Here is a 16,918-nt window from a genome sequence, read left to right on the forward strand (position 1 = left end):
CAACTTAATCGTATTCTAAAAACTCAATGCGATTTCCGAAAGGATCATGTGTGAAAAAACGGTCGCGCCCTGCAATCGGAGGTTCTTCGCTGATTAGATAATCCGCGTCTTGCAACAGACTTTTAAGCGCGGATAGGTTCTCAACCGTAAAACCAGGGTGTGCTTTTTGAGCTGGTAGGAACTCCGGTTGAATCCCAATATGCACTTCTTGTGCACCGCATTGAAACCAGCAGCCTCCACGGGATTTCAAATTTTCAGGTTTCTCGATTTCTATCATGCCAAGCAGATTCCCATAAAATATTCGTGCTTTTTCTTCGGAGCCCGGAGGTGCCGCGATTTGGATATGATCGATTCCTTTTAAAACAGCGTTCAATGTCATCACATCTCCTTTCTTTCACTATACATTCCAATCTCCAAGTTGAATAGTTGGATAATTCAATGACCTCTGTTCGGTAAAACGAAAGACTCGCTGTATGTATAAGAAAACCACTTCATTTAAGAAGTGGCTGTAAGAATTATTTATGATTTGTATATGATAGCGCTACTCCTGCAACACTGCCAACTAGAACAAAAGCAAACAGCGCAAACATAATATAAATGAACCACATGAAGAAGCCCCTCCTTTACCGTGTCATGCCATTACTTTAACACGCAGTGTGGGTTCCGGCAATGTCATTTATCCTAGAAGAAACACCCAAAAAGTTCATATTACCTTGTCGAATCATTGGGAGGCAGATGCCCATCGACAGAATTTGGTTCGATGGCTGCAGATTGTTGTGTTTGCAGCAAGTCACGAATCTCCTTCAAAAGTTCTTCTTTAGGATCTACAGATGGTGTTTCATCGGGTTGGTCCGCTTCCTTCTTTTTAAACTTCGACAATAATCGAATGACCATAAAGATTGAAAAAGCAATGATCAGGAAGTCAATAACGGATTGTACAAAGACGCCATATGTAATTACGGTTTCTGTATTAGGAAATGTATAAGCCAATTTTGAAAAGTCGATTCCGCCAGATAATAGTCCAATTAAGGGCGTAATAATGTTTTCAACAAGTGAAGATACAATTTTTCCAAATGCTGCACCAATAACGACAGCAACTGCCAGGTCGAAAATGTTTCCTTTGAATGCAAACTCTTTAAACTCTTTCCACATAGTCTATTTCACCTCCCTATCAATAAATTTTGTATGAATTTTATTCCTCTTCTCCGTCGAAACCAACCCATCTATAGACGGTTAAATCGATCGTTCCATTGGGAAGAAAGTGAATTCCTTCAGATTCTAACAACTGCCTTTGACGATTCCCTTTCTCTTCTGCATCTGCTGGAGTCGATATTCCACCTTTTGCATTAATAATTCGATGCCAAGGCAAGTTATGTTTCGCACTCATAGAGTGAAGCACACGCACAACTTGTCGGGCACCGCGGCGATTTCCCGCTCCAGCAGCAACCTGACCATACGTCATAACATAACCTGCTGGAATAGATTGAATGACACGTATCGCTTTTTCTGTAAATGGATTCAAAGAATTGTCCTCCTTTCATCATGAAGAGTCAGCGCACAGAGACGTTGGATTTGGCGTAGTTTCTGTTCATATAGGTGGCATATATACTTGTTGTGATTAGCAGCCAAAATGTACTTGCAGAAATGCCTCCGACAATATCGCTTGGATAATGAACACCAAGATATATCCGACTGACACAAATCATCCCGATCATAATGAATGCTCCGATAACGAATAGAACACGCCCCGAGTTTTTTGCGTTTTTCCATAGAATGAATGCTAAAATTACATACAAACTTGTAGCCATCATCGTATGTCCACTTGGAAAGGAGTAGCCGCTGATTTCAATTAGACGATTCAAATCTGGACGGGTGCGCTGAAAGAATAGCTTCAACACAAGGTTCAGCGCGGCAGTACCTCCAATGACAATCACAAACAGGATTGTCTGGGCTTTTTGTCGAAAGTAAAGTAACAGACCTAGTGTAACTGCGGAGATAGCCAGAACTGTTTTTGTGGAGCCGATCGTAGTGAATACTTTCATCACGCTAGTAAGTCCAGGGGCTTCCGCGCCTTGAACGATACTAATAATAGCTGTATCAAATCGTTCAATGGTTCCGTTTCCTATAGAGGAAGCCACATATCCAAAAACAACAGCAAGAATGAGACAAGAGACGAGAGCCGTTACCAATCGACCCGATAGTTCACGCATTAAGTTCAAACCCTTCTATGTTTAAGTACAATCTCACTAATTTTCACGAAGCTTGTCGTAAATTGCAAGAGATATTGCTAGCCTTCTAGAAATGGAGTTGTTGAATGGTTATTTTGCTAACATTGATTTCTTATATAATAGGGAACTTTTTGCCTGCATTGCAACTCGGAAGGCACGCGGGGAAGAAGATTACGGATGAAGGAAGCGGCAATCCGGGGGCGAGAAATGCAGGAAGAGTATTTGGTAAAAAAGCTTTTTTCGTTGTATTTCTACTTGACGCTGGTAAGGGTGTGCTAGCTGTATCGATGGCGTTTTGGTTTGATGGACGGCCTGCGATTCTGATGCTGGCTTTGGCTGCTGTCATGCTAGGACATTGCTATCCGTTTGTCCATCGCTTTAAAGGCGGCAAAGGGGCAGCGACGTTCATCGGCGGTTTACTCGTTTTTAATGTGACATGGGTGGTTCCCATTTTAATAACTTTCGCCGTTCTGTATCCTTTTATCAAGAAATTCACTGCCGCAAGTGTATATGCAGCATTGTCCATTATTCCATGCAGCTTTTGGATATATGATGAGCAGGTAACGGTCATTGCATCATTTATAGTTGGATTGCTGCTGTGGACTCATCGTGCCAATCTTAGTTTTCAAAGAGGAGGGAGTGAATGAAATGACGTATATTTATAGAATAGCGAAAACGAAACATGATGAAGAACAAATTCATAAGTTGAACTATGAAACATTCGTAGAAGAAATACCACAACACGAATCCAATGGTCAAAGGCTTCTGAAGGATCAATTCCACAGCGAGAATACATATTTACTATGCATGAAAGGATCTCACATTATAGGGATGATTGCTGTGCGGTCTGCACGTCCATTTTCTTTAGACAAAAAGATTGGACCAGTGGAGGCAAGGCTGTCGAATCCCCCGCACCATCCAGTAGAAATCAGACTGCTGTCCATAAAGGAACAGTATCGAACAGGGCGACCATTTCTAGGCATGATGCAAGCACTTGTGAACTGGTGTTTGAAAGAAGGATATGACGCCGCTTTCATCTCTGGAACAGTAAGAGAATTGAAGCTGTATCGTCAACTTGGTTTTGTGCCATTTGCTGAGACGACAGGAACGGCGGAAGCCAGTTTTGTACCTATGATGCTGACTCAGGAAACATATGAAGCAGGTCCAGCTGGCCGAATTGCAAAACCAATGGTGAATTTCCTTCCTGGTCCTACGCAAGTTTCTGAAGATGTCAAAAATGCGCTAACTATAGATGCGATTTCACATAGATCATCCGCACATGCCCGTACTCTTACATCTGTACAGGATCATCTAAAATCGCTGACGAATGCACGCTATGTGCAAGTGTTGCAAGGGACAGGGACGCTAGCTAATGATGTAGTTGCAGCACAGCTGAGCCGGCTGCCTGGAAAAGGTCTCATTTTAGTGAATGGAGAATTTGGGAATCGACTTTGTGATCATGCTATCCGTTTCGGAATGGATTTTGATGTCTTTGAGTCAGCATGGGGTGAGGCATTTGATATTAACGAACTTCAAAGGTTCATGGATACCCAAGAGTTCAGTTATATATGGTTCGTTCACTGCGAGACTTCCACAGGTGTGCTGAACGATTTAGAAAAGATTGGTGCCGTATGCTTACAGCGAAACATTCCAATTGCAGTCGATTGTGCGAGTTCTCTTGGAACGGTACCTCTTAACCTTGAGAATATCGATTTTGCATCATCGGGAAGCGGAAAAGGTCTCAGCAGTTTCTCAGGATTAGCACTTGTTTTCCACAAAGAGAACGTAGAACCTGACAAAAAAATACCCCGATACTTGGACCTGGGTATGTATGCTGCCGCAGAGGGAATTCCTTATACACAATCCTCCAATCTGATTCAAGCATTGGAGAAAGCGGTTTGTCAGTTGAAGTGCAATCAGGAGAATCACTTCGAGGCTATTCAAAAAAGAGCTAACATTCTTCGGTCGGGTATTGAAAGAATTGGCTACAAAATTCTCGCACATGAATGTAATGCAAGCCCCGGAATTTTAACAATGGTTTTGAAGCAAGGGGAATCCTCACAGCATCTGGGCGAAGATTTATTTTTGAATGGGTACAGGACACATTATGAGAGTAAGTATTTACGGGAAAGAAATTGGTTGCAGCTTGCTTCGATGAATGAGATGAACGAAACTGATATAACGCGTTTTTTGGACATACTAAAAGGCCTGACATCGTTTACTAGTGAACTCAAAGGGGAATCCACTATATATAACTAAAAGGAGAGGATTTACATGCAAGAACTTCATACAAGAGAAGACTGGGAAAAGGCAGTGAAACAGTCGGATAATGATCCAGTGCTTATCATCAAGCACAGCACGACATGTCCAATCAGTGCCGCTGGCTATCGAGAGTTTCAATCATTCAATACAGACACGACAAAATACTGCGTGATTGTTCAGACTAGCAAAGAATTATCCCAGCAAATTGCAGCGGATACCTCAGTAAAGCATGAATCTCCACAAGCACTTCTATTGAAAAATGGTAAAGCTGTTTGGCATGCATCTCATTATGATATCCAACAAGCTGCACTTGAAAAAGCAATCAATTCAAATTGAAACTTCCAACAGACACTCGCAAATAGCGGTGTCTGTTTTGTTAAACTATGGTACGATATCAGTAATTATATAGTCTAAAGGAAAGAGGGTGTAGCGCTTGGGAGTGTCTGGAAAAATAGCTGTCATCACTGGTGGAGCTAAAGGTATTGGAGCGACAGCTGCACGATCTTTTTGTGAACAGGGAGCACAAGTTGCAATTATTGACATGGATGAAAAAGCTGGAGAAACACTTGCTGAGAAACTTCATGGAGAGGGATACGATGCAGCTTTCTTTAAAGCGGATGTTTCGAACGAGCAGGATGTTAACGCTGTGGCCTCAACAATTATTGAACAGTTTGGTAAAGTAGATATTCTTATTAACAATGCCGGTATTACGATGGATGCAATGACGTTGAAAATGGAACTGTCTGCATTCCGTAAAGTCCTAGATGTGAATGTAACAGGCGTGTTCAATTGTACAAAAGCATTTGTACCAAGCATGATTGAAAGTGGATCAGGTCGTATTATTAGTACTTCATCTGTAGCAGGAACAGGCGGGAATGTAGGCCAAGCCAATTACGCAGCATCTAAAGCAGCAATCATCGGGATGACGAAGACATGGTCAAAAGAGTTTGGTCCAAAAGGGATTACTGCAAATGCAGTTGCCCCTGGTTTCATTGAAACAGAGTTAACGAAAACAATTCCAGATAAGATTGTGGCTCAACTTCGTCAGCTAACCCCCTTTCCGCGTTTTGGCACAGCCGATGATATAGCAAATGCTTACTTGTTTTTAGCTTCAGATGAAGCATCGTTCATCAATGGTACCGTATTGGAAGTCGATGGTGGAATGCTGAAATAATACAAGGATATTTGTGAAACTATTCACATGATATGACACTTGTCATATGAAACTCATGACATTCATGCCTGTTAAGGAGCTTTCTTTCTTTATAAGATGAATGTACTAAGTAACGGCCGAGCAATCGACCGCTTATCAGGAGGCTGTCATGAGTAAAGAAAAAACAAAACAGCTACACAAAAATGTTGCACCATTTGCAAAGTCAGATTTAAAGAAAAGTGTGATTCAACTTGTCAATACCGTACCACCGCTACTCATTCTATGGTTTGCAGCGTACCAAGCGTTGTCAGTATCCATATGGCTAACACTAGCGATTTGTGTGGTAGCTTCAGGATTTGTCGTGCGGACATTCATTATTTTCCATGATTGCACACACGGTTCTTTCTTTAAAAACAAAAAAGCGAATGATATTGTTGGCACTATTACTGGAGTTCTAACATTGTTTGCTTATGAAAAATGGAAACGCGAACACGCAATTCATCACGCAACAAGTTCCAATCTCGACAAACGCGGCGTTGGTGATATTTGGGTCATGACGATTCAAGAATACCAAGCAGTATCGTTCTGGAGACGTTTAGCTTATCGTATTTATAGAAATCCACTTGTTATGTTTGGGTTTGGACCTCTGTATCTTGTCCTAATTACTAGCAGATTTAATAGAAAAGATGCGCGCAAGAAAGAACGTATGAACACGTATCTCATTAACGCTTGTCTAGTAGTTCTCTACACTGGAATGATTTTGCTTGTAGGATGGAAAGCATTTGTAATTGTTCAAGGTACTACGATGTTTACTGCTGGCGCACTCGGTATTTGGCTATTCTACATTCAGCACACATTTGAGGATTCTTATTTCGAAGAAGAAACTGAATGGGATTATGTGAAAGCTGCTGTTGATGGTAGTTCTTATTACAAATTGCCAAAAGTTCTTCAGTGGGCTACGGGCAACATTGGGTTCCATCATGTACATCATTTGGCACCCCGAGTCCCTAATTACAATTTAGAGATGGCACATGAATTGACGCCGCCACTTCAACAAGCGACGACAATCGATATTAAAAAGAGTTTTGAATCATTACGTTATAAATTGTATGATCCAGAACGTAAGACGTTTGTGACATTTCGCGGGATTGCAAAAGCAGCTAACTTAAAAAATGTGTCTATTGAATTAAAACCTAAAAAGACATCGTTCGATTCAAAATAAGCAAGTTCAGATGCCATCTCATGGGGAGATGGCATTTTTGTTTTTTAACCGGTACACTATAGAGAAATGGAATGGAATGGGAGGGATATCGGTGAATAGTTGGTACAATTTATTACCTCGGAATCCGTGGCTGAGCGTATACATATGGGTGATCTTTTGTGTGTTGCCCTTCTTTTTCATCTTTCGAACTTCAGAACCAATCAATATTGCAATTGGTATCCTAATGGTTTTTCTTTTTTTACTTTGTTATCGTTTTTCTTTCAAGTCCCAAAGCGGACTAGTGTACATGTGGCTTTCGTTTGAGATGGCCATTAACGTTGGGTTGACACTATTATTCGGTTATGTATATTTAGCATTATTCACAGCTTTTTTCATAGGTAATATCCGGCGTCCAGTTGGTTTTTTCATCATGTACGGGATTCATATTGCATTGACTATTGGAGCTATTGTCGCAGGGTTTTTCATTGAAATTAATTTGTTTTTACCACAAGTTCACTTCTTGATTCTTACACTAATTGGCGTTGTTTTGTTGCCTTTCAACTTATACAACCACAACAAACAAGAAAAGTTGGAGGGGCAATTGGTGTATGCGCAAGAACGTATATCAGAACTGACTATTGTGGCAGAACGCCAGCGGATTGCTCGGGATCTTCATGATACACTTGGACAAAAGTTGTCTCTGATCGGATTGAAAAGTGATTTGGTTGGGAAGCTGATTACGCGTGATCCGGAACGCGCAGCTAAAGAGCTGCAAGACATTAGACAAACTGCCAGCGTCGCTCTCAATGAAGTGCGAGAACTCGTTTCGAATATGCGTACAGTTCGTCTGACTGAAGAAATGTCACGTGTTGAACAAGTGTTGCGGGCAGCAGAGATTAACTTGACAGTAGATGGCCACCCTGTCTATCACGACATTCCTCCTATTATTGAAAATGTATTAAGTATGTGCTTGAAGGAAGCTGTTACAAACTTAGTGAAACACAGTTTTGCCACATGCTGTACAATCACTTTCCATCCATCTTCTGAAGTGTATGCCATCACCGTATCAGATGATGGAATTGGTTTACTCGAAGGTGCAGATGCATTACCTGGGAATGGATTGAGTGGAATGAGAGAACGTTTAGACTTCGTAAATGGAACCCTTCAAATCCAACAATTAGCAAGTGGCGGTACTGCACTGACATTTGAAGTGCCTTCTATATTAAAACATATCGTAAAGGAGTGATTGGCCATGATAAGAATTGTATTAGCCGAAGACCAAGGAATGCTATTAGGTGCACTCGGTTCGCTGCTTAGTTTAGAAGATGATATGGAAGTTGTTGGACAAGCAAAGAATGGCGAAGAAGCTGTTCACCTTGTAAAAGACTTGCAACCAGATATTTGTATAATGGATATTGAAATGCCTGTTTTGACAGGACTGGAAGCTGCCGAACAATTACGTGCCGAGGCATGTAAAATTATAATCTTAACTACGTTTGCTCGTGCGGGCTATTTTGAGCGTGCACGAAAAGCGGGTGTCCGAGGATACTTGTTGAAAGACAGCCCTATTGAAGAGCTCGTCAATTCAATTCGAACAATTATGGCTGGACGACGTATTTACGCACCTGAACTTGTAGATATTGCATATGGTGAGGACAGTGAAATCGAGAGCCCATTGACAGATCGGGAAGCAGAAGTGCTCGAACTGATTGCTGAAGGTAGAACGACTAAGCAGATTGCGGGGGTATTACACTTAACACCAGGAACCGTGAGAAACTATATCTCAATTATTTTGGATAAAATGTCAGCAGGAAGCCGAATAGAAGCTGTAACCCGCTATAAAGAAAAAGGGTGGTCTAAAGGGAAGTGAAACCGGGAAATTTAGATAGGGGGATGTATATGCCGAAATTTAACGAATTTAAAACTGATTTCCCGCTCGTCACGCAACTGGCAAATGAGGAAGAGGTTCTGTGGATGAACCCACAATGTACTGACTCTGAAACCGGACTGCATTATTCGGGTATGTCGACTGGAGATGTGAAAGATGCATCTGATCGGTTAAAGCGATTTGCACCGTTTTTTGCTCAAGAATTTCCCGAAACAAAGAAAAACGGAGGGGTAATTGAATCTCCATTGACAGCAATTCCGCATATGCAGGAGCGTCTTAGCCATTCTGCAGGAATTGAACTCAATGGTAAATTGTTCATCAAACAGGATAATGCACTTCCTGTATCAGGTTCAATTAAAGCACGCGGCGGCTTCCACGAAGTACTAAAACACGCCGAGTCGCTTGCTGTCCAGCACAATCTTATAGATCAGGATAAAGACTATACACAATTTGGAGAACCCGCGTTTAAAAGGTTATTTAAAGCACATAAAATTGCGGTTGGATCAACGGGGAATCTAGGGTTAAGTATTGGAATAATAAGCGCTGCATTAGGCTTTAAAGTGACAGTTCATATGTCTGCAGATGCAAAGCTTTGGAAAAAAGATCTGTTGCGTCATAAAGGGGTCAATGTGATCGAATACGAAGATGATTACAGTAAAGCAGTCAAAGAAGGCCGGCAAGAAGCAGAGAAAGATACTTCTTGTCACTTTGTAGACGATGAAAACTCTAAAGACTTGTTCCTGGGATATGCAGTGGCAGGTGAGCGTATTGCAGCGCAGTTTGCTGAACAAGGAATCCTCATCGACACTGAGCACCCTCTGTTTGTCTATTTACCTTGTGGGGTAGGAGGGGGACCAGGCGGGGTAGCATTCGGTTTGAAGTTAGCTTTTGGGGATGCAGTTCATTGTTACTTCGCAGAACCCGTCAGTGCACCATGTATGTTATTAGGAATGATGACAGGCTTGCATGAAAAGATTAGCGTTGAGGAAATTGGACTTACTAACCAAACAGCTGCGGACGGCCTTGCCGTAGGCCGTGCTTCGGGTTTTGTCGGGAAGGTTATGACGCCGTTACTGGAGGGAAGCTATACAGTTAAAGATTCCGCCCTCTTTGGATTGCTCCGCATGTTAGCAGATACTGAATCCATTGCTGCAGAACCATCTGCCCTTGCAGGAATGATGGGACCCATTCACACTATATCGTCAGACGTCGTGGGTTCCCGCTCTTCTGCTTCACGTCATCTTATTTGGTCAACAGGGGGCGGAATGGTGCCTGAAGAAGTCATGAAAGAGTACTATAACCAAGGGTTAAATGTCGAATTATTTCCTGGGAAATCGACAAAAAACGCGAAATAATTTTTTCAGTTAGCGTTCATTTGAAACGTTAACTGTTTTTTTATGCACTAAAATGGATGGTTATTATAGGTGTTTAACCGTTTGAAAGACGATAGCAAAGGGAATAAATAGTTACATACTTATCAACTCTAATTGGAGGATGAACAATTATGAACTCGCCTCTCACTGAAGCATTGGACAATCAAAAAGAACGACACTCGATGATGCCGCCAGCAAAATGTCTAACAGAATACGATACATTGCGCAGAGTCATTTTGTGCGAACCGAAATATATGGCTATTGAAGATATCATTAACGATGTACAAAAGAAATACAAAGATGAAAATATTGATCGTGAAAAAGCTATGAAGCAACATAAAGAATTTGAAAGAAAGTTAAAAGAACACAGCGTAGAAGTCATTAAACTCCCATCTTCTGAGCGTTACCCAGAGCAAGTCTTTACACGCGATGTAGGCTTTACGGTAGGAGACCGACTATTTCTTGCGGACATGGCAAGTGACATTCGTAAAGGGGAAGAAGCCGCTTTGCAGAATTGGTTGTTACAAGAAAATATTCCGTTTCGCATTTCTGAAAGCCGGGTCGAAGGAGGAGATGTAATCGTCGATGGTAATCGGGTATTTGTGGGGATTAGCAGCAGAACGAGTGAAGAGTCTGTACAGCATCTTGAAAAAAGCTTGCCTGACCACAAAGTCATCCGAGTACCATTTAACGAAAAGTATTTACATTTAGATTGTGTTTTTAATGTCTTGTCTGAGGATAAGGGATTATATTTTCCTGAAGCATTTGATGCGGAAACACGCAAAAAACTGGAGTCCATGTATAAACTTATCGAAGTCAATAAACAAGAGCAGTTCACGATGGGGACGAATGTGCTATCTATTGGCGACGGTCAATTATTTAGTTTGCCTCAAAACCCTGAGGTGAATGCTGCAATGCGTAATGAAGGGTTTAATGTAATTGAAGTCGATTTCTCAGAAATTATAAAATCAGGCGGTTCATTCCGCTGTTGCTCGATGCCAGTTGTCCGAAATGATTGATTGTTTAAAACCGCATTGTTATAGGTGCGGTTTTTTTGAATTTCACGAACAGGTGGAACACAATACAAGAAATTTTAATTTGAAGGAGGATGTTAGGTGAAGAAAATTATTTATCTGGTCAATCATGGAGAAGCTGAAGGGTTTACCGCACATGATGGACTAACTGCTAAGGGCATAGTGCACGCATCTCAACTTGCAGAGTTTTTAGAACGGCGTTCAATTGATCGGATCATTACGAGTCCGCTCATGCGTGCACGTCAGACTGCAACTGAAATTGGTGAAAAGCTTGGTATTCATATAGAAGAGGACAGCAGATTAGCAGAACGCCAAATAAGCTCACAAGTATTTGATGATTGGCTGCTGAAAGTTGAGGATACGTTTCTAGATTTGAACTTATCTTATGAAGATGGAGAAACTTCGAATGAAGCGATGCACAGGGCTTGTGATGTCATTGAGGAACTTTCTGACAACAGTCACACCGTATTGGTGACACATAGCCTGCTATTGGTGTTGCTAATGCGCTGTTTTAATGATCGAATCGGTTTTGATGATTGGCAGGCAATCCGGCATCCAGACGTGTATGAGTTGGAAATCACGGATACCGGAACGGAAATTACACAACTGATGGAATCTATATAAACAAAAGCAGCCACAAAATTTCGTGGCTGCTTTTTCATTTAAACGCTTCTAAACCTAAAGAAGTGCTCATAAGAGTATCGTTTATAAGTCCCCATACCCTGAAACTTACAATTGTTGCAGCCGCCTTCCGATTGGATGATGCAGCAAACGGCTTGCTAATATCCCACCGATAACGGCTCCGCTCATACTTGAAACCAAAAAGGGAGGGAGGAAAAAGAAAGCACCTACGGATGTCCCCATTAAAACTGCGGCATAGGGGACCGCGAGTAATGAAGCGATGAGTCCGGTTCCAATCATCTCTCCGACAGCGGCTGTCCAAATCCTGCCCGTTTTTTGAAACAAGATTCCTGCGAAAGCCGCACCAATCATCCCGCCAGGAAAAGCCAGTAATGAGCCAGTCCCTGTCAGTACTCGTATAACTGCCGTTACACCTGCAATCATCATTGCAGGGACTGGGCCAAGAAATACAGCGGCAGCTACGTTCACGGCATGCTGAATCGGATATGCCCGTGCAATTCCTGCAGGGAAAGAGACAAATGTGGATCCTGCAACCGCAATTGAAACGAGCAGCGCCATAATTGCAAGCTTCCGTGTACCCATTAACTACTTACCTTCGTATTCTCAACAGAGTCTAAAATTGAACGAGCAGCTATTTCGGGATTTTCCGCACTTGCAATTGCAGAAATGACTGAAATCCCCGAAGCACCGCTTTTCATCACAACATCCAAATTGTCAGCTGTAATGCCGCCAATCCCAACAATCGGAAGGTCGGGAATAAGTGAAACTACTTCTGAGATTCGAGTTGTACCTGCGACTGGTTTTGCATCTGCTTTGGAGTCGGTCTTGAAAACTGGGCCCATCCCTATATAGTCCGCACCCGCACTAACCGCGGCGGTTGCCTCTCCGACGGAATGTACAGAAACACCTAATAATTTTTGTTTCCCTATTTTGTTGCGCACTTCAGAAGCACATCCGTCATCTTGTCCAACATGTACGCCATCCGCGTCAATTTGAATAGCGAGTTCTACATCATCATTTACAATGAATGGCACTCCAAAAGTCTCACACAATCGCTGACAGCTTTTTGCGAACGCCAGCTTTTCATCTCCTTGCAGCGCATCTGGTCCTTTTTCACGTAATTGAAAGCAAGTGATCCCTCCACGCAATGCCTGTTCTAGCACTTTTAATGGATCTCCATTCTGGACGTTAGAGGAACCCATGATGAAATACACTCGCAAGTCAATTTCTCTCAATGAGTTCTACCTCCTTAGTTTTCAGCTGGCCGCTTTTTCGGTAGGCAGCATGATTAGTAGGTCCATGACCGTTCCCTAATTCAATGCCATCTTCAATGGCAGCGTGAATGAAGTGCTTCGCTGTCACAACCGCATCTTCCAAGGAATGACCTTTCGCCAACTCTGCTGTAATCGCCGCAGCAAATGTACAGCCAGTACCATGAGTATTAGGGGTAGCAATCCGCTTTGACCGCATTAAAAAGTGTTCTCCATCCGCAGTCATGAACAAATCTTCCGCAAAAGGAACGTCTTCGCGATGCCCGCCTTTTAAAAGAATCGCTGAAGGTCCCATGGACAAAAGAGCTTTTGCAGCAACTTCCATGTCTTCCTCTGAATGTATGGATTGCCCTGTTAATACTTCCGCTTCAGGAATGTTGGGTGTGATTAACGTAGCAATAGGAAGCAATTGTTTACATAGCGCTAGAACTGCTTCGTTTTGCAGCAAAGACGCCCCGCCTTTAGCAATCATTACTGGATCAATAACTAGTGGAATAGAAGGGAAGCTTTTTAATTCTTCTGCAACGATTCGAATGATTTCATCAGAAAACAACATTCCAGTTTTAATAGCTGTAACCGGCAAATCATCGAGCACTGCACGTATTTGAGCTGCAACCGTCTTTGGATCTACAGGCTGGACAGCATGAACACCCAGTGTGTTCTGCGCAGTAATGGCTGTGAGGGCGGATGTGCCGAATACGCCAAGCTCCTGGAAAGTTTTCAAATCGGCTTGAATGCCAGCACCGCCACCGCTATCTGAGCCGGCAATCGTTAACGCAACAGATGTCATGAATGCACCTCCTGCACATAGTGGAATTGATCGTCAGTAACGTCTTGAGCTTCTATGGAATGAAGTGTATTTAAAAAATTCATAGAAAAATCACCAGGACCAAATGATTGCTCGGCTGCAATTTCTCCGGACTTCTTATAAGAGGCAAGACACTCAGCTACAGAATGAAGCGCATCACTGCTGTCTGTAGCAAGGAAGGCTCCAGCAACTGCGCTCAGAAGACATCCTGAGCCTGTTATAAGTGACATGAGTTCATGTCCGCCTGAGATTCGAATTACACGTTCTCCATCGGTGACAATATCTGTTTCACCTGTGACTGCAACTAAACAGCTATTCTGTCGGGCAACTTGCTTCGCAGCATCTGTTATATCCGCATCACCACTTCCAACGTCAACGCCTTTAGCTTGCCATGCAACACCTGCAATCGCTGCAATCTCTCCAGCATTTCCACGAATTAGCGTGAAATCTAAACTGTCTAACAAGTGGACTATTGTTTGCTTACGAAACGCCGTGGCTCCCGCGCCAACTGGGTCTAGAATTAGTGGGCGACCGTTTGCTGAAGCACTTTTTCCGGCAGCAATCATGGCATCGACGGTGAGTGGATTCAAAGTACCTATATTCAAAAGGGTGCACGATGAAAGTGCTGCGACGTCCGCTGCTTCTTCCAAGGAATCCGCCATAATCGGAGAGGCGCCGAGAGCCAGCAAACCATTCGCTTGGAAATTCGCCACCACTATATTTGTGATGCAGTGTACTAATGGATTTGCTTGACGCAGTTCTTTAAGTATTGTTTGACGTCGCATCATACTTGAATCTCCGTTTCTGAAACTGCTTGCCATTGTTGTTGAGTCCATGCCATTTCCCAGAATTGAAGCTCATAGTGACTGCTCTTGACGAAGTGTGCTTTTAGCTCTTCACGTCGCTCTGCCGACACAGCTCCTGCCAGTGTATTCATGCGGTCAATTTGTTCACGTGTCGCTTTCTCAAACCATTCGGACCCGTAAGTCGCAATCCATTTATCATAGATTGGATGATCTGGTTTAGCGTTCTTTAACCGCTCACCGATTTCGTAATACAGCCAATAGCAGGGCAGTAGTGCAGCTAATGTATCGGCAAGATCACCGTTCATCGCAGTCCTATATAGATGGGAAGTGTAGGCGTACGCTGTTGGCGCAGCCTCAAATTCTGTAATGTCTGCTTCCTTAACACCAAGTAATTCAAAAAATCCTTCATGCAGTGAAATTTCAGCTCCGCAAGTCTCTTCCGCATGTTGCGCAAAGCGCTGTGTCGTTGCTAAGTCTTTTGCCTGTACAGCGGCCAATGCATGAACTTTTGCGAAATGCTTCAAATAATAAGAATCCTGAAGTACGTAAAACCTGAATATATCTTCAGGCAACGTACCTGCTGCCAAGTGTTGAATAAATGGATGATTGAAACTAGCCTCCCAGCTTTCATTACAAATCGTACGAACTTCTTCACAAAACGTCATCTAAAACCGCCCCTTTCGCTGAATGAACTAAAAAAGCCGCCCCTGTCGACATAACAGTCGAAGGGGCGGCTCGCGTTATAGGAAGTTTTCAAGAATCCATCAGAAAAATAGACTCATCCATTTGCGATCCACTTCCCTCCGCTGGTATGAGCCAGATCAGGTTCCAAGGGTCCGCATATGCATACACGTCTCAGTCTTTTACAAAGACTCCCCCAGTGGGCGATCATTTTCAGTTTTCCATCCAACTATACCATAGTTTTAAAAATTGGCAATAAGGGCAAAATACTAGTATTACGTAAAAGGAGGCAGTGTATATGCCGCAACGATTTGAAATAAAGTCTGTTACACATGAACCGAACAGAATTATGTTTGAATGGAATGACACGGGAGGGATGTATCATGTGTACAAAGATGGGAATCATATCTATGAAGGTACATCGGCTGACTTTCAAGACACTGATTTGACTCCGAACAAACTGTACAACTATACAATCGAACGACATGCTGAAGATGTTGTGAAAGACGTGATTGTCATGCAGACATCCGCTTTGTCTATTGAAAAGAACTTGGAAAATTCATTGCAATCCCTAGTCTTTACAACGATCATTGCAAAGTCACAGATAGCATTGTCATGGGAGTGTTTGAAAGATGTAGAAATGTATACGATTTACCGGGATGGAGAAGAGCTTGCCCAAGTGGAGGCAAACCGATTCATTGACAGGGATTTCCCGACCCATGCTCCAGTAACGTATGCCATATACTGCGAACGCTCTATTGCAGAATCAGAAGAGACATTTAATAACGCCCGATCCCTTGTTGCAAAAGTCCTTGGAGTCTTCTATCCGAAAACAAGTCAGAAAAAATCATCTGTTGAAGGATACACGATGATGAAGACGATTCAAGCTCCTTCAAAGCTATTAATTCCGGTTTCAGATTATAGAAATCCGGATTCAATCAATTCATGGCGCTTCCTTTATAAAACTTTCTTGGAAGACGAAGTTTTGGAAAATCCAAATGTACTTTCTCCGAATCGGTATTTTGAAGGTGATAATCGTAAGTTTGACCCTGAATCAAGAGACTTCCGTACATTTGTTGAAGTTGAAGTAGATTACCGGAACACGAACAATCCGCTGAAATTTACAAAAGAAGTGGGAGAGAGTGTAGCTTTAGGTTTAGATAAGAAAGTCCGCGAAAGACAAACGGCATCTGACGAAGGGATTCAAATAGAACGATTAGAACACGGATCTGACGAAGTCGGTTTTAACTTGAAACATGCTGTAGGCAATCCGCTCACCACCGCTCCTGATATTAATTATGAAGTCCAAGCAGTATTTCGAAAAAATGGGGTATTTGATATTTCAGGTTTCCATGACCAATCTCCTGATCACGAAGTCTATTTGCGTTCAGACAAAGCGTCAGAGTGGGTGCCTGTTCATCAAAGCAGAAGCGAAGGGCTTGCCTATATGGCAGGTGTAACTGCTTATCAGTATTGGCGTTATTCAAATATGTAGAAATTACTGCATCTGAATGTTGAAAGGTTGAGCAAGTGTTTTGACAACGTAACGTGATTCAATTATATTTATCTTG

At 42.5% G+C, this 16,918-nt stretch carries 20 protein-coding genes and 1 riboswitch; of the genes, 11 read left to right on the forward strand and 9 right to left on the reverse strand.

The genetic code is table 11. The features are described from left to right. Positions 1-4: 4 nt before the first annotated feature. The 4 genes from QT716_RS07675 to QT716_RS07690 form a co-directional block, all read right to left on the reverse strand. Positions 5-379, reverse strand: a complete 375-nt coding sequence (locus QT716_RS07675) for a VOC family protein (RefSeq protein WP_317935720.1) — start codon at positions 377-379, stop codon at positions 5-7. A 329-nt stretch (positions 380-708) separates the two neighbouring features. Continuing rightward, positions 709-1,152 (reverse strand): large conductance mechanosensitive channel protein MscL, encoded by a 444-nt coding sequence (mscL, locus tag QT716_RS07680; protein WP_317935478.1) that lies wholly within the window; start codon positions 1,150-1,152, stop codon positions 709-711. A gap of 40 nt (positions 1,153-1,192) precedes the next feature. Beyond that, positions 1,193-1,522 carry an MGMT family protein gene (locus tag QT716_RS07685; protein ID WP_317935479.1) on the reverse strand — a complete coding sequence of 110 codons (330 nt, stop codon included), beginning with the start codon at positions 1,520-1,522 and terminating at the stop codon, positions 1,193-1,195. A gap of 28 nt (positions 1,523-1,550) precedes the next feature. Continuing rightward, on the reverse strand, positions 1,551-2,210 hold the full coding sequence (locus QT716_RS07690) for a phosphatase PAP2 family protein (RefSeq protein WP_317935480.1): 660 nt from the start codon (positions 2,208-2,210) through the stop codon (positions 1,551-1,553). Between the two features lie 104 nt (positions 2,211-2,314). Between QT716_RS07690 and QT716_RS07695 the strand changes: the two genes are divergently transcribed. The 10 genes from QT716_RS07695 (at position 2,315) to QT716_RS07740 (ending at position 11,763) form a co-directional block, all read left to right on the forward strand. Continuing rightward, positions 2,315-2,875 (forward strand): glycerol-3-phosphate acyltransferase, encoded by a 561-nt coding sequence (locus tag QT716_RS07695; RefSeq protein WP_317935481.1) that lies wholly within the window; start codon positions 2,315-2,317, stop codon positions 2,873-2,875. 1 nt (position 2,876) lies between these two features. Further along, positions 2,877-4,487 carry an aminotransferase class V-fold PLP-dependent enzyme gene (locus tag QT716_RS07700; protein ID WP_317935482.1) on the forward strand — a complete coding sequence of 537 codons (1,611 nt, stop codon included), beginning with the start codon at positions 2,877-2,879 and terminating at the stop codon, positions 4,485-4,487. Between the two features lie 15 nt (positions 4,488-4,502). Beyond that, the gene (ytxJ, locus tag QT716_RS07705; protein ID WP_317935483.1) at positions 4,503-4,826 is read left to right on the forward strand and encodes a bacillithiol system redox-active protein YtxJ; all 324 of its coding nucleotides are present in this window, start codon (positions 4,503-4,505) and stop codon (positions 4,824-4,826) included. Between the two features lie 97 nt (positions 4,827-4,923). After that, positions 4,924-5,664, forward strand: coding sequence for an SDR family NAD(P)-dependent oxidoreductase (locus QT716_RS07710; RefSeq protein WP_317935484.1), 741 nt, complete (start codon positions 4,924-4,926; stop codon positions 5,662-5,664). 148 nt (positions 5,665-5,812) lie between these two features. After that, positions 5,813-6,865 (forward strand): fatty acid desaturase, encoded by a 1,053-nt coding sequence (locus QT716_RS07715; protein ID WP_317935485.1) that lies wholly within the window; start codon positions 5,813-5,815, stop codon positions 6,863-6,865. A 76-nt stretch (positions 6,866-6,941) separates the two neighbouring features. Next, the gene (locus QT716_RS07720) at positions 6,942-8,090 is read left to right on the forward strand and encodes a sensor histidine kinase (protein WP_455431224.1); all 1,149 of its coding nucleotides are present in this window, start codon (positions 6,942-6,944) and stop codon (positions 8,088-8,090) included. A 6-nt stretch (positions 8,091-8,096) separates the two neighbouring features. After that, positions 8,097-8,714 carry a response regulator transcription factor gene (locus QT716_RS07725; RefSeq protein ID WP_317935487.1) on the forward strand — a complete coding sequence of 206 codons (618 nt, stop codon included), beginning with the start codon at positions 8,097-8,099 and terminating at the stop codon, positions 8,712-8,714. Positions 8,715-8,743: 29 nt separating this feature from the next. Then, positions 8,744-10,087: a D-serine ammonia-lyase gene (locus tag QT716_RS07730; protein ID WP_317935488.1), complete on the forward strand. Its 1,344-nt coding sequence runs from the start codon at positions 8,744-8,746 to the stop codon at positions 10,085-10,087. A 200-nt stretch (positions 10,088-10,287) separates the two neighbouring features. Further along, entirely contained in the window at positions 10,288-11,124 is an 837-nt protein-coding gene (locus QT716_RS07735) for a dimethylarginine dimethylaminohydrolase family protein (RefSeq protein WP_317935721.1), read from the forward strand. A gap of 96 nt (positions 11,125-11,220) precedes the next feature. Beyond that, a complete protein-coding gene (locus QT716_RS07740) occupies positions 11,221-11,763 on the forward strand; it encodes a histidine phosphatase family protein (protein ID WP_317935489.1) in 543 nt (180 codons plus the stop codon). Between the two features lie 105 nt (positions 11,764-11,868). Here QT716_RS07740 and thiW read toward each other — a convergent pair whose 3' ends face one another. From thiW to tenA, 5 genes are read right to left on the reverse strand one after another with little or no spacing between them, the layout of a single operon-like run. After that, complete coding sequence (thiW, locus tag QT716_RS07745) at positions 11,869-12,363, reverse strand: energy coupling factor transporter S component ThiW (RefSeq protein WP_317935490.1); 495 nt, start codon at positions 12,361-12,363, stop codon at positions 11,869-11,871. Beyond that, positions 12,363-13,016 (reverse strand): thiamine phosphate synthase, encoded by a 654-nt coding sequence (gene thiE / locus QT716_RS07750; RefSeq protein ID WP_317935491.1) that lies wholly within the window; start codon positions 13,014-13,016, stop codon positions 12,363-12,365. Before thiE ends, thiW begins: the two co-directional genes overlap by 1 nt. Next, complete coding sequence (gene thiD, locus QT716_RS07755; RefSeq protein ID WP_317935492.1) at positions 13,003-13,842, reverse strand: bifunctional hydroxymethylpyrimidine kinase/phosphomethylpyrimidine kinase; 840 nt, start codon at positions 13,840-13,842, stop codon at positions 13,003-13,005. The genes thiE and thiD overlap by 14 nt, the downstream gene beginning before the upstream one ends. Then, positions 13,839-14,648, reverse strand: a complete 810-nt coding sequence (gene thiM / locus QT716_RS07760) for a hydroxyethylthiazole kinase (protein ID WP_317935493.1) — start codon at positions 14,646-14,648, stop codon at positions 13,839-13,841. Before thiM ends, thiD begins: the two co-directional genes overlap by 4 nt. Further along, positions 14,645-15,331 carry a thiaminase II gene (gene tenA, locus QT716_RS07765; RefSeq protein WP_317935494.1) on the reverse strand — a complete coding sequence of 229 codons (687 nt, stop codon included), beginning with the start codon at positions 15,329-15,331 and terminating at the stop codon, positions 14,645-14,647. The genes thiM and tenA overlap by 4 nt, the downstream gene beginning before the upstream one ends. A 116-nt stretch (positions 15,332-15,447) precedes the next feature. Then, positions 15,448-15,555: riboswitch (TPP riboswitch) on the reverse strand. 90 nt (positions 15,556-15,645) lie between these two features. Between tenA and QT716_RS07770 the strand changes: the two genes are divergently transcribed. Further along, positions 15,646-16,842 (forward strand): DUF3238 domain-containing protein, encoded by a 1,197-nt coding sequence (locus QT716_RS07770; protein ID WP_317935495.1) that lies wholly within the window; start codon positions 15,646-15,648, stop codon positions 16,840-16,842. The last annotated feature ends 76 nt before the right edge of the window (positions 16,843-16,918 follow it).

The organism is Sporosarcina aquimarina (genome assembly GCF_033253705.1).
GTDB lineage: Bacteria > Bacillota > Bacilli > Bacillales_A > Planococcaceae > Sporosarcina > Sporosarcina aquimarina.

What these genes read in the sequence shown, in the direction of transcription:
- QT716_RS07675 (WP_317935720.1), bottom strand. Translation starts at nt 379, where the DNA reads ATGACATTGAACGCTGTTTTAAAAGGAATCGATCATATCCAAATCGCG.
- mscL (WP_317935478.1), bottom strand. Translation starts at nt 1,152, where the DNA reads ATGTGGAAAGAGTTTAAAGAGTTTGCATTCAAAGGAAACATTTTCGAC.
- QT716_RS07690 (WP_317935480.1), bottom strand. Translation starts at nt 2,210, where the DNA reads ATGCGTGAACTATCGGGTCGATTGGTAACGGCTCTCGTCTCTTGTCTC.
- QT716_RS07695 (WP_317935481.1), top strand. Translation starts at nt 2,315, where the DNA reads ATGGTTATTTTGCTAACATTGATTTCTTATATAATAGGGAACTTTTTG.
- QT716_RS07700 (WP_317935482.1), top strand. Translation starts at nt 2,877, where the DNA reads ATGACGTATATTTATAGAATAGCGAAAACGAAACATGATGAAGAACAA.
- ytxJ (WP_317935483.1), top strand. Translation starts at nt 4,503, where the DNA reads ATGCAAGAACTTCATACAAGAGAAGACTGGGAAAAGGCAGTGAAACAG.
- QT716_RS07715 (WP_317935485.1), top strand. Translation starts at nt 5,813, where the DNA reads ATGAGTAAAGAAAAAACAAAACAGCTACACAAAAATGTTGCACCATTT.
- QT716_RS07720 (WP_455431224.1), top strand. Translation starts at nt 6,942, where the DNA reads ATGGGAGGGATATCGGTGAATAGTTGGTACAATTTATTACCTCGGAAT.
- QT716_RS07725 (WP_317935487.1), top strand. Translation starts at nt 8,097, where the DNA reads ATGATAAGAATTGTATTAGCCGAAGACCAAGGAATGCTATTAGGTGCA.
- QT716_RS07730 (WP_317935488.1), top strand. Translation starts at nt 8,744, where the DNA reads ATGCCGAAATTTAACGAATTTAAAACTGATTTCCCGCTCGTCACGCAA.
- QT716_RS07735 (WP_317935721.1), top strand. Translation starts at nt 10,288, where the DNA reads ATGATGCCGCCAGCAAAATGTCTAACAGAATACGATACATTGCGCAGA.
- thiW (WP_317935490.1), bottom strand. Translation starts at nt 12,363, where the DNA reads ATGGGTACACGGAAGCTTGCAATTATGGCGCTGCTCGTTTCAATTGCG.
- thiD (WP_317935492.1), bottom strand. Translation starts at nt 13,842, where the DNA reads ATGACATCTGTTGCGTTAACGATTGCCGGCTCAGATAGCGGTGGCGGT.
- thiM (WP_317935493.1), bottom strand. Translation starts at nt 14,648, where the DNA reads ATGATGCGACGTCAAACAATACTTAAAGAACTGCGTCAAGCAAATCCA.
- tenA (WP_317935494.1), bottom strand. Translation starts at nt 15,331, where the DNA reads ATGACGTTTTGTGAAGAAGTTCGTACGATTTGTAATGAAAGCTGGGAG.
- QT716_RS07770 (WP_317935495.1), top strand. Translation starts at nt 15,646, where the DNA reads ATGCCGCAACGATTTGAAATAAAGTCTGTTACACATGAACCGAACAGA.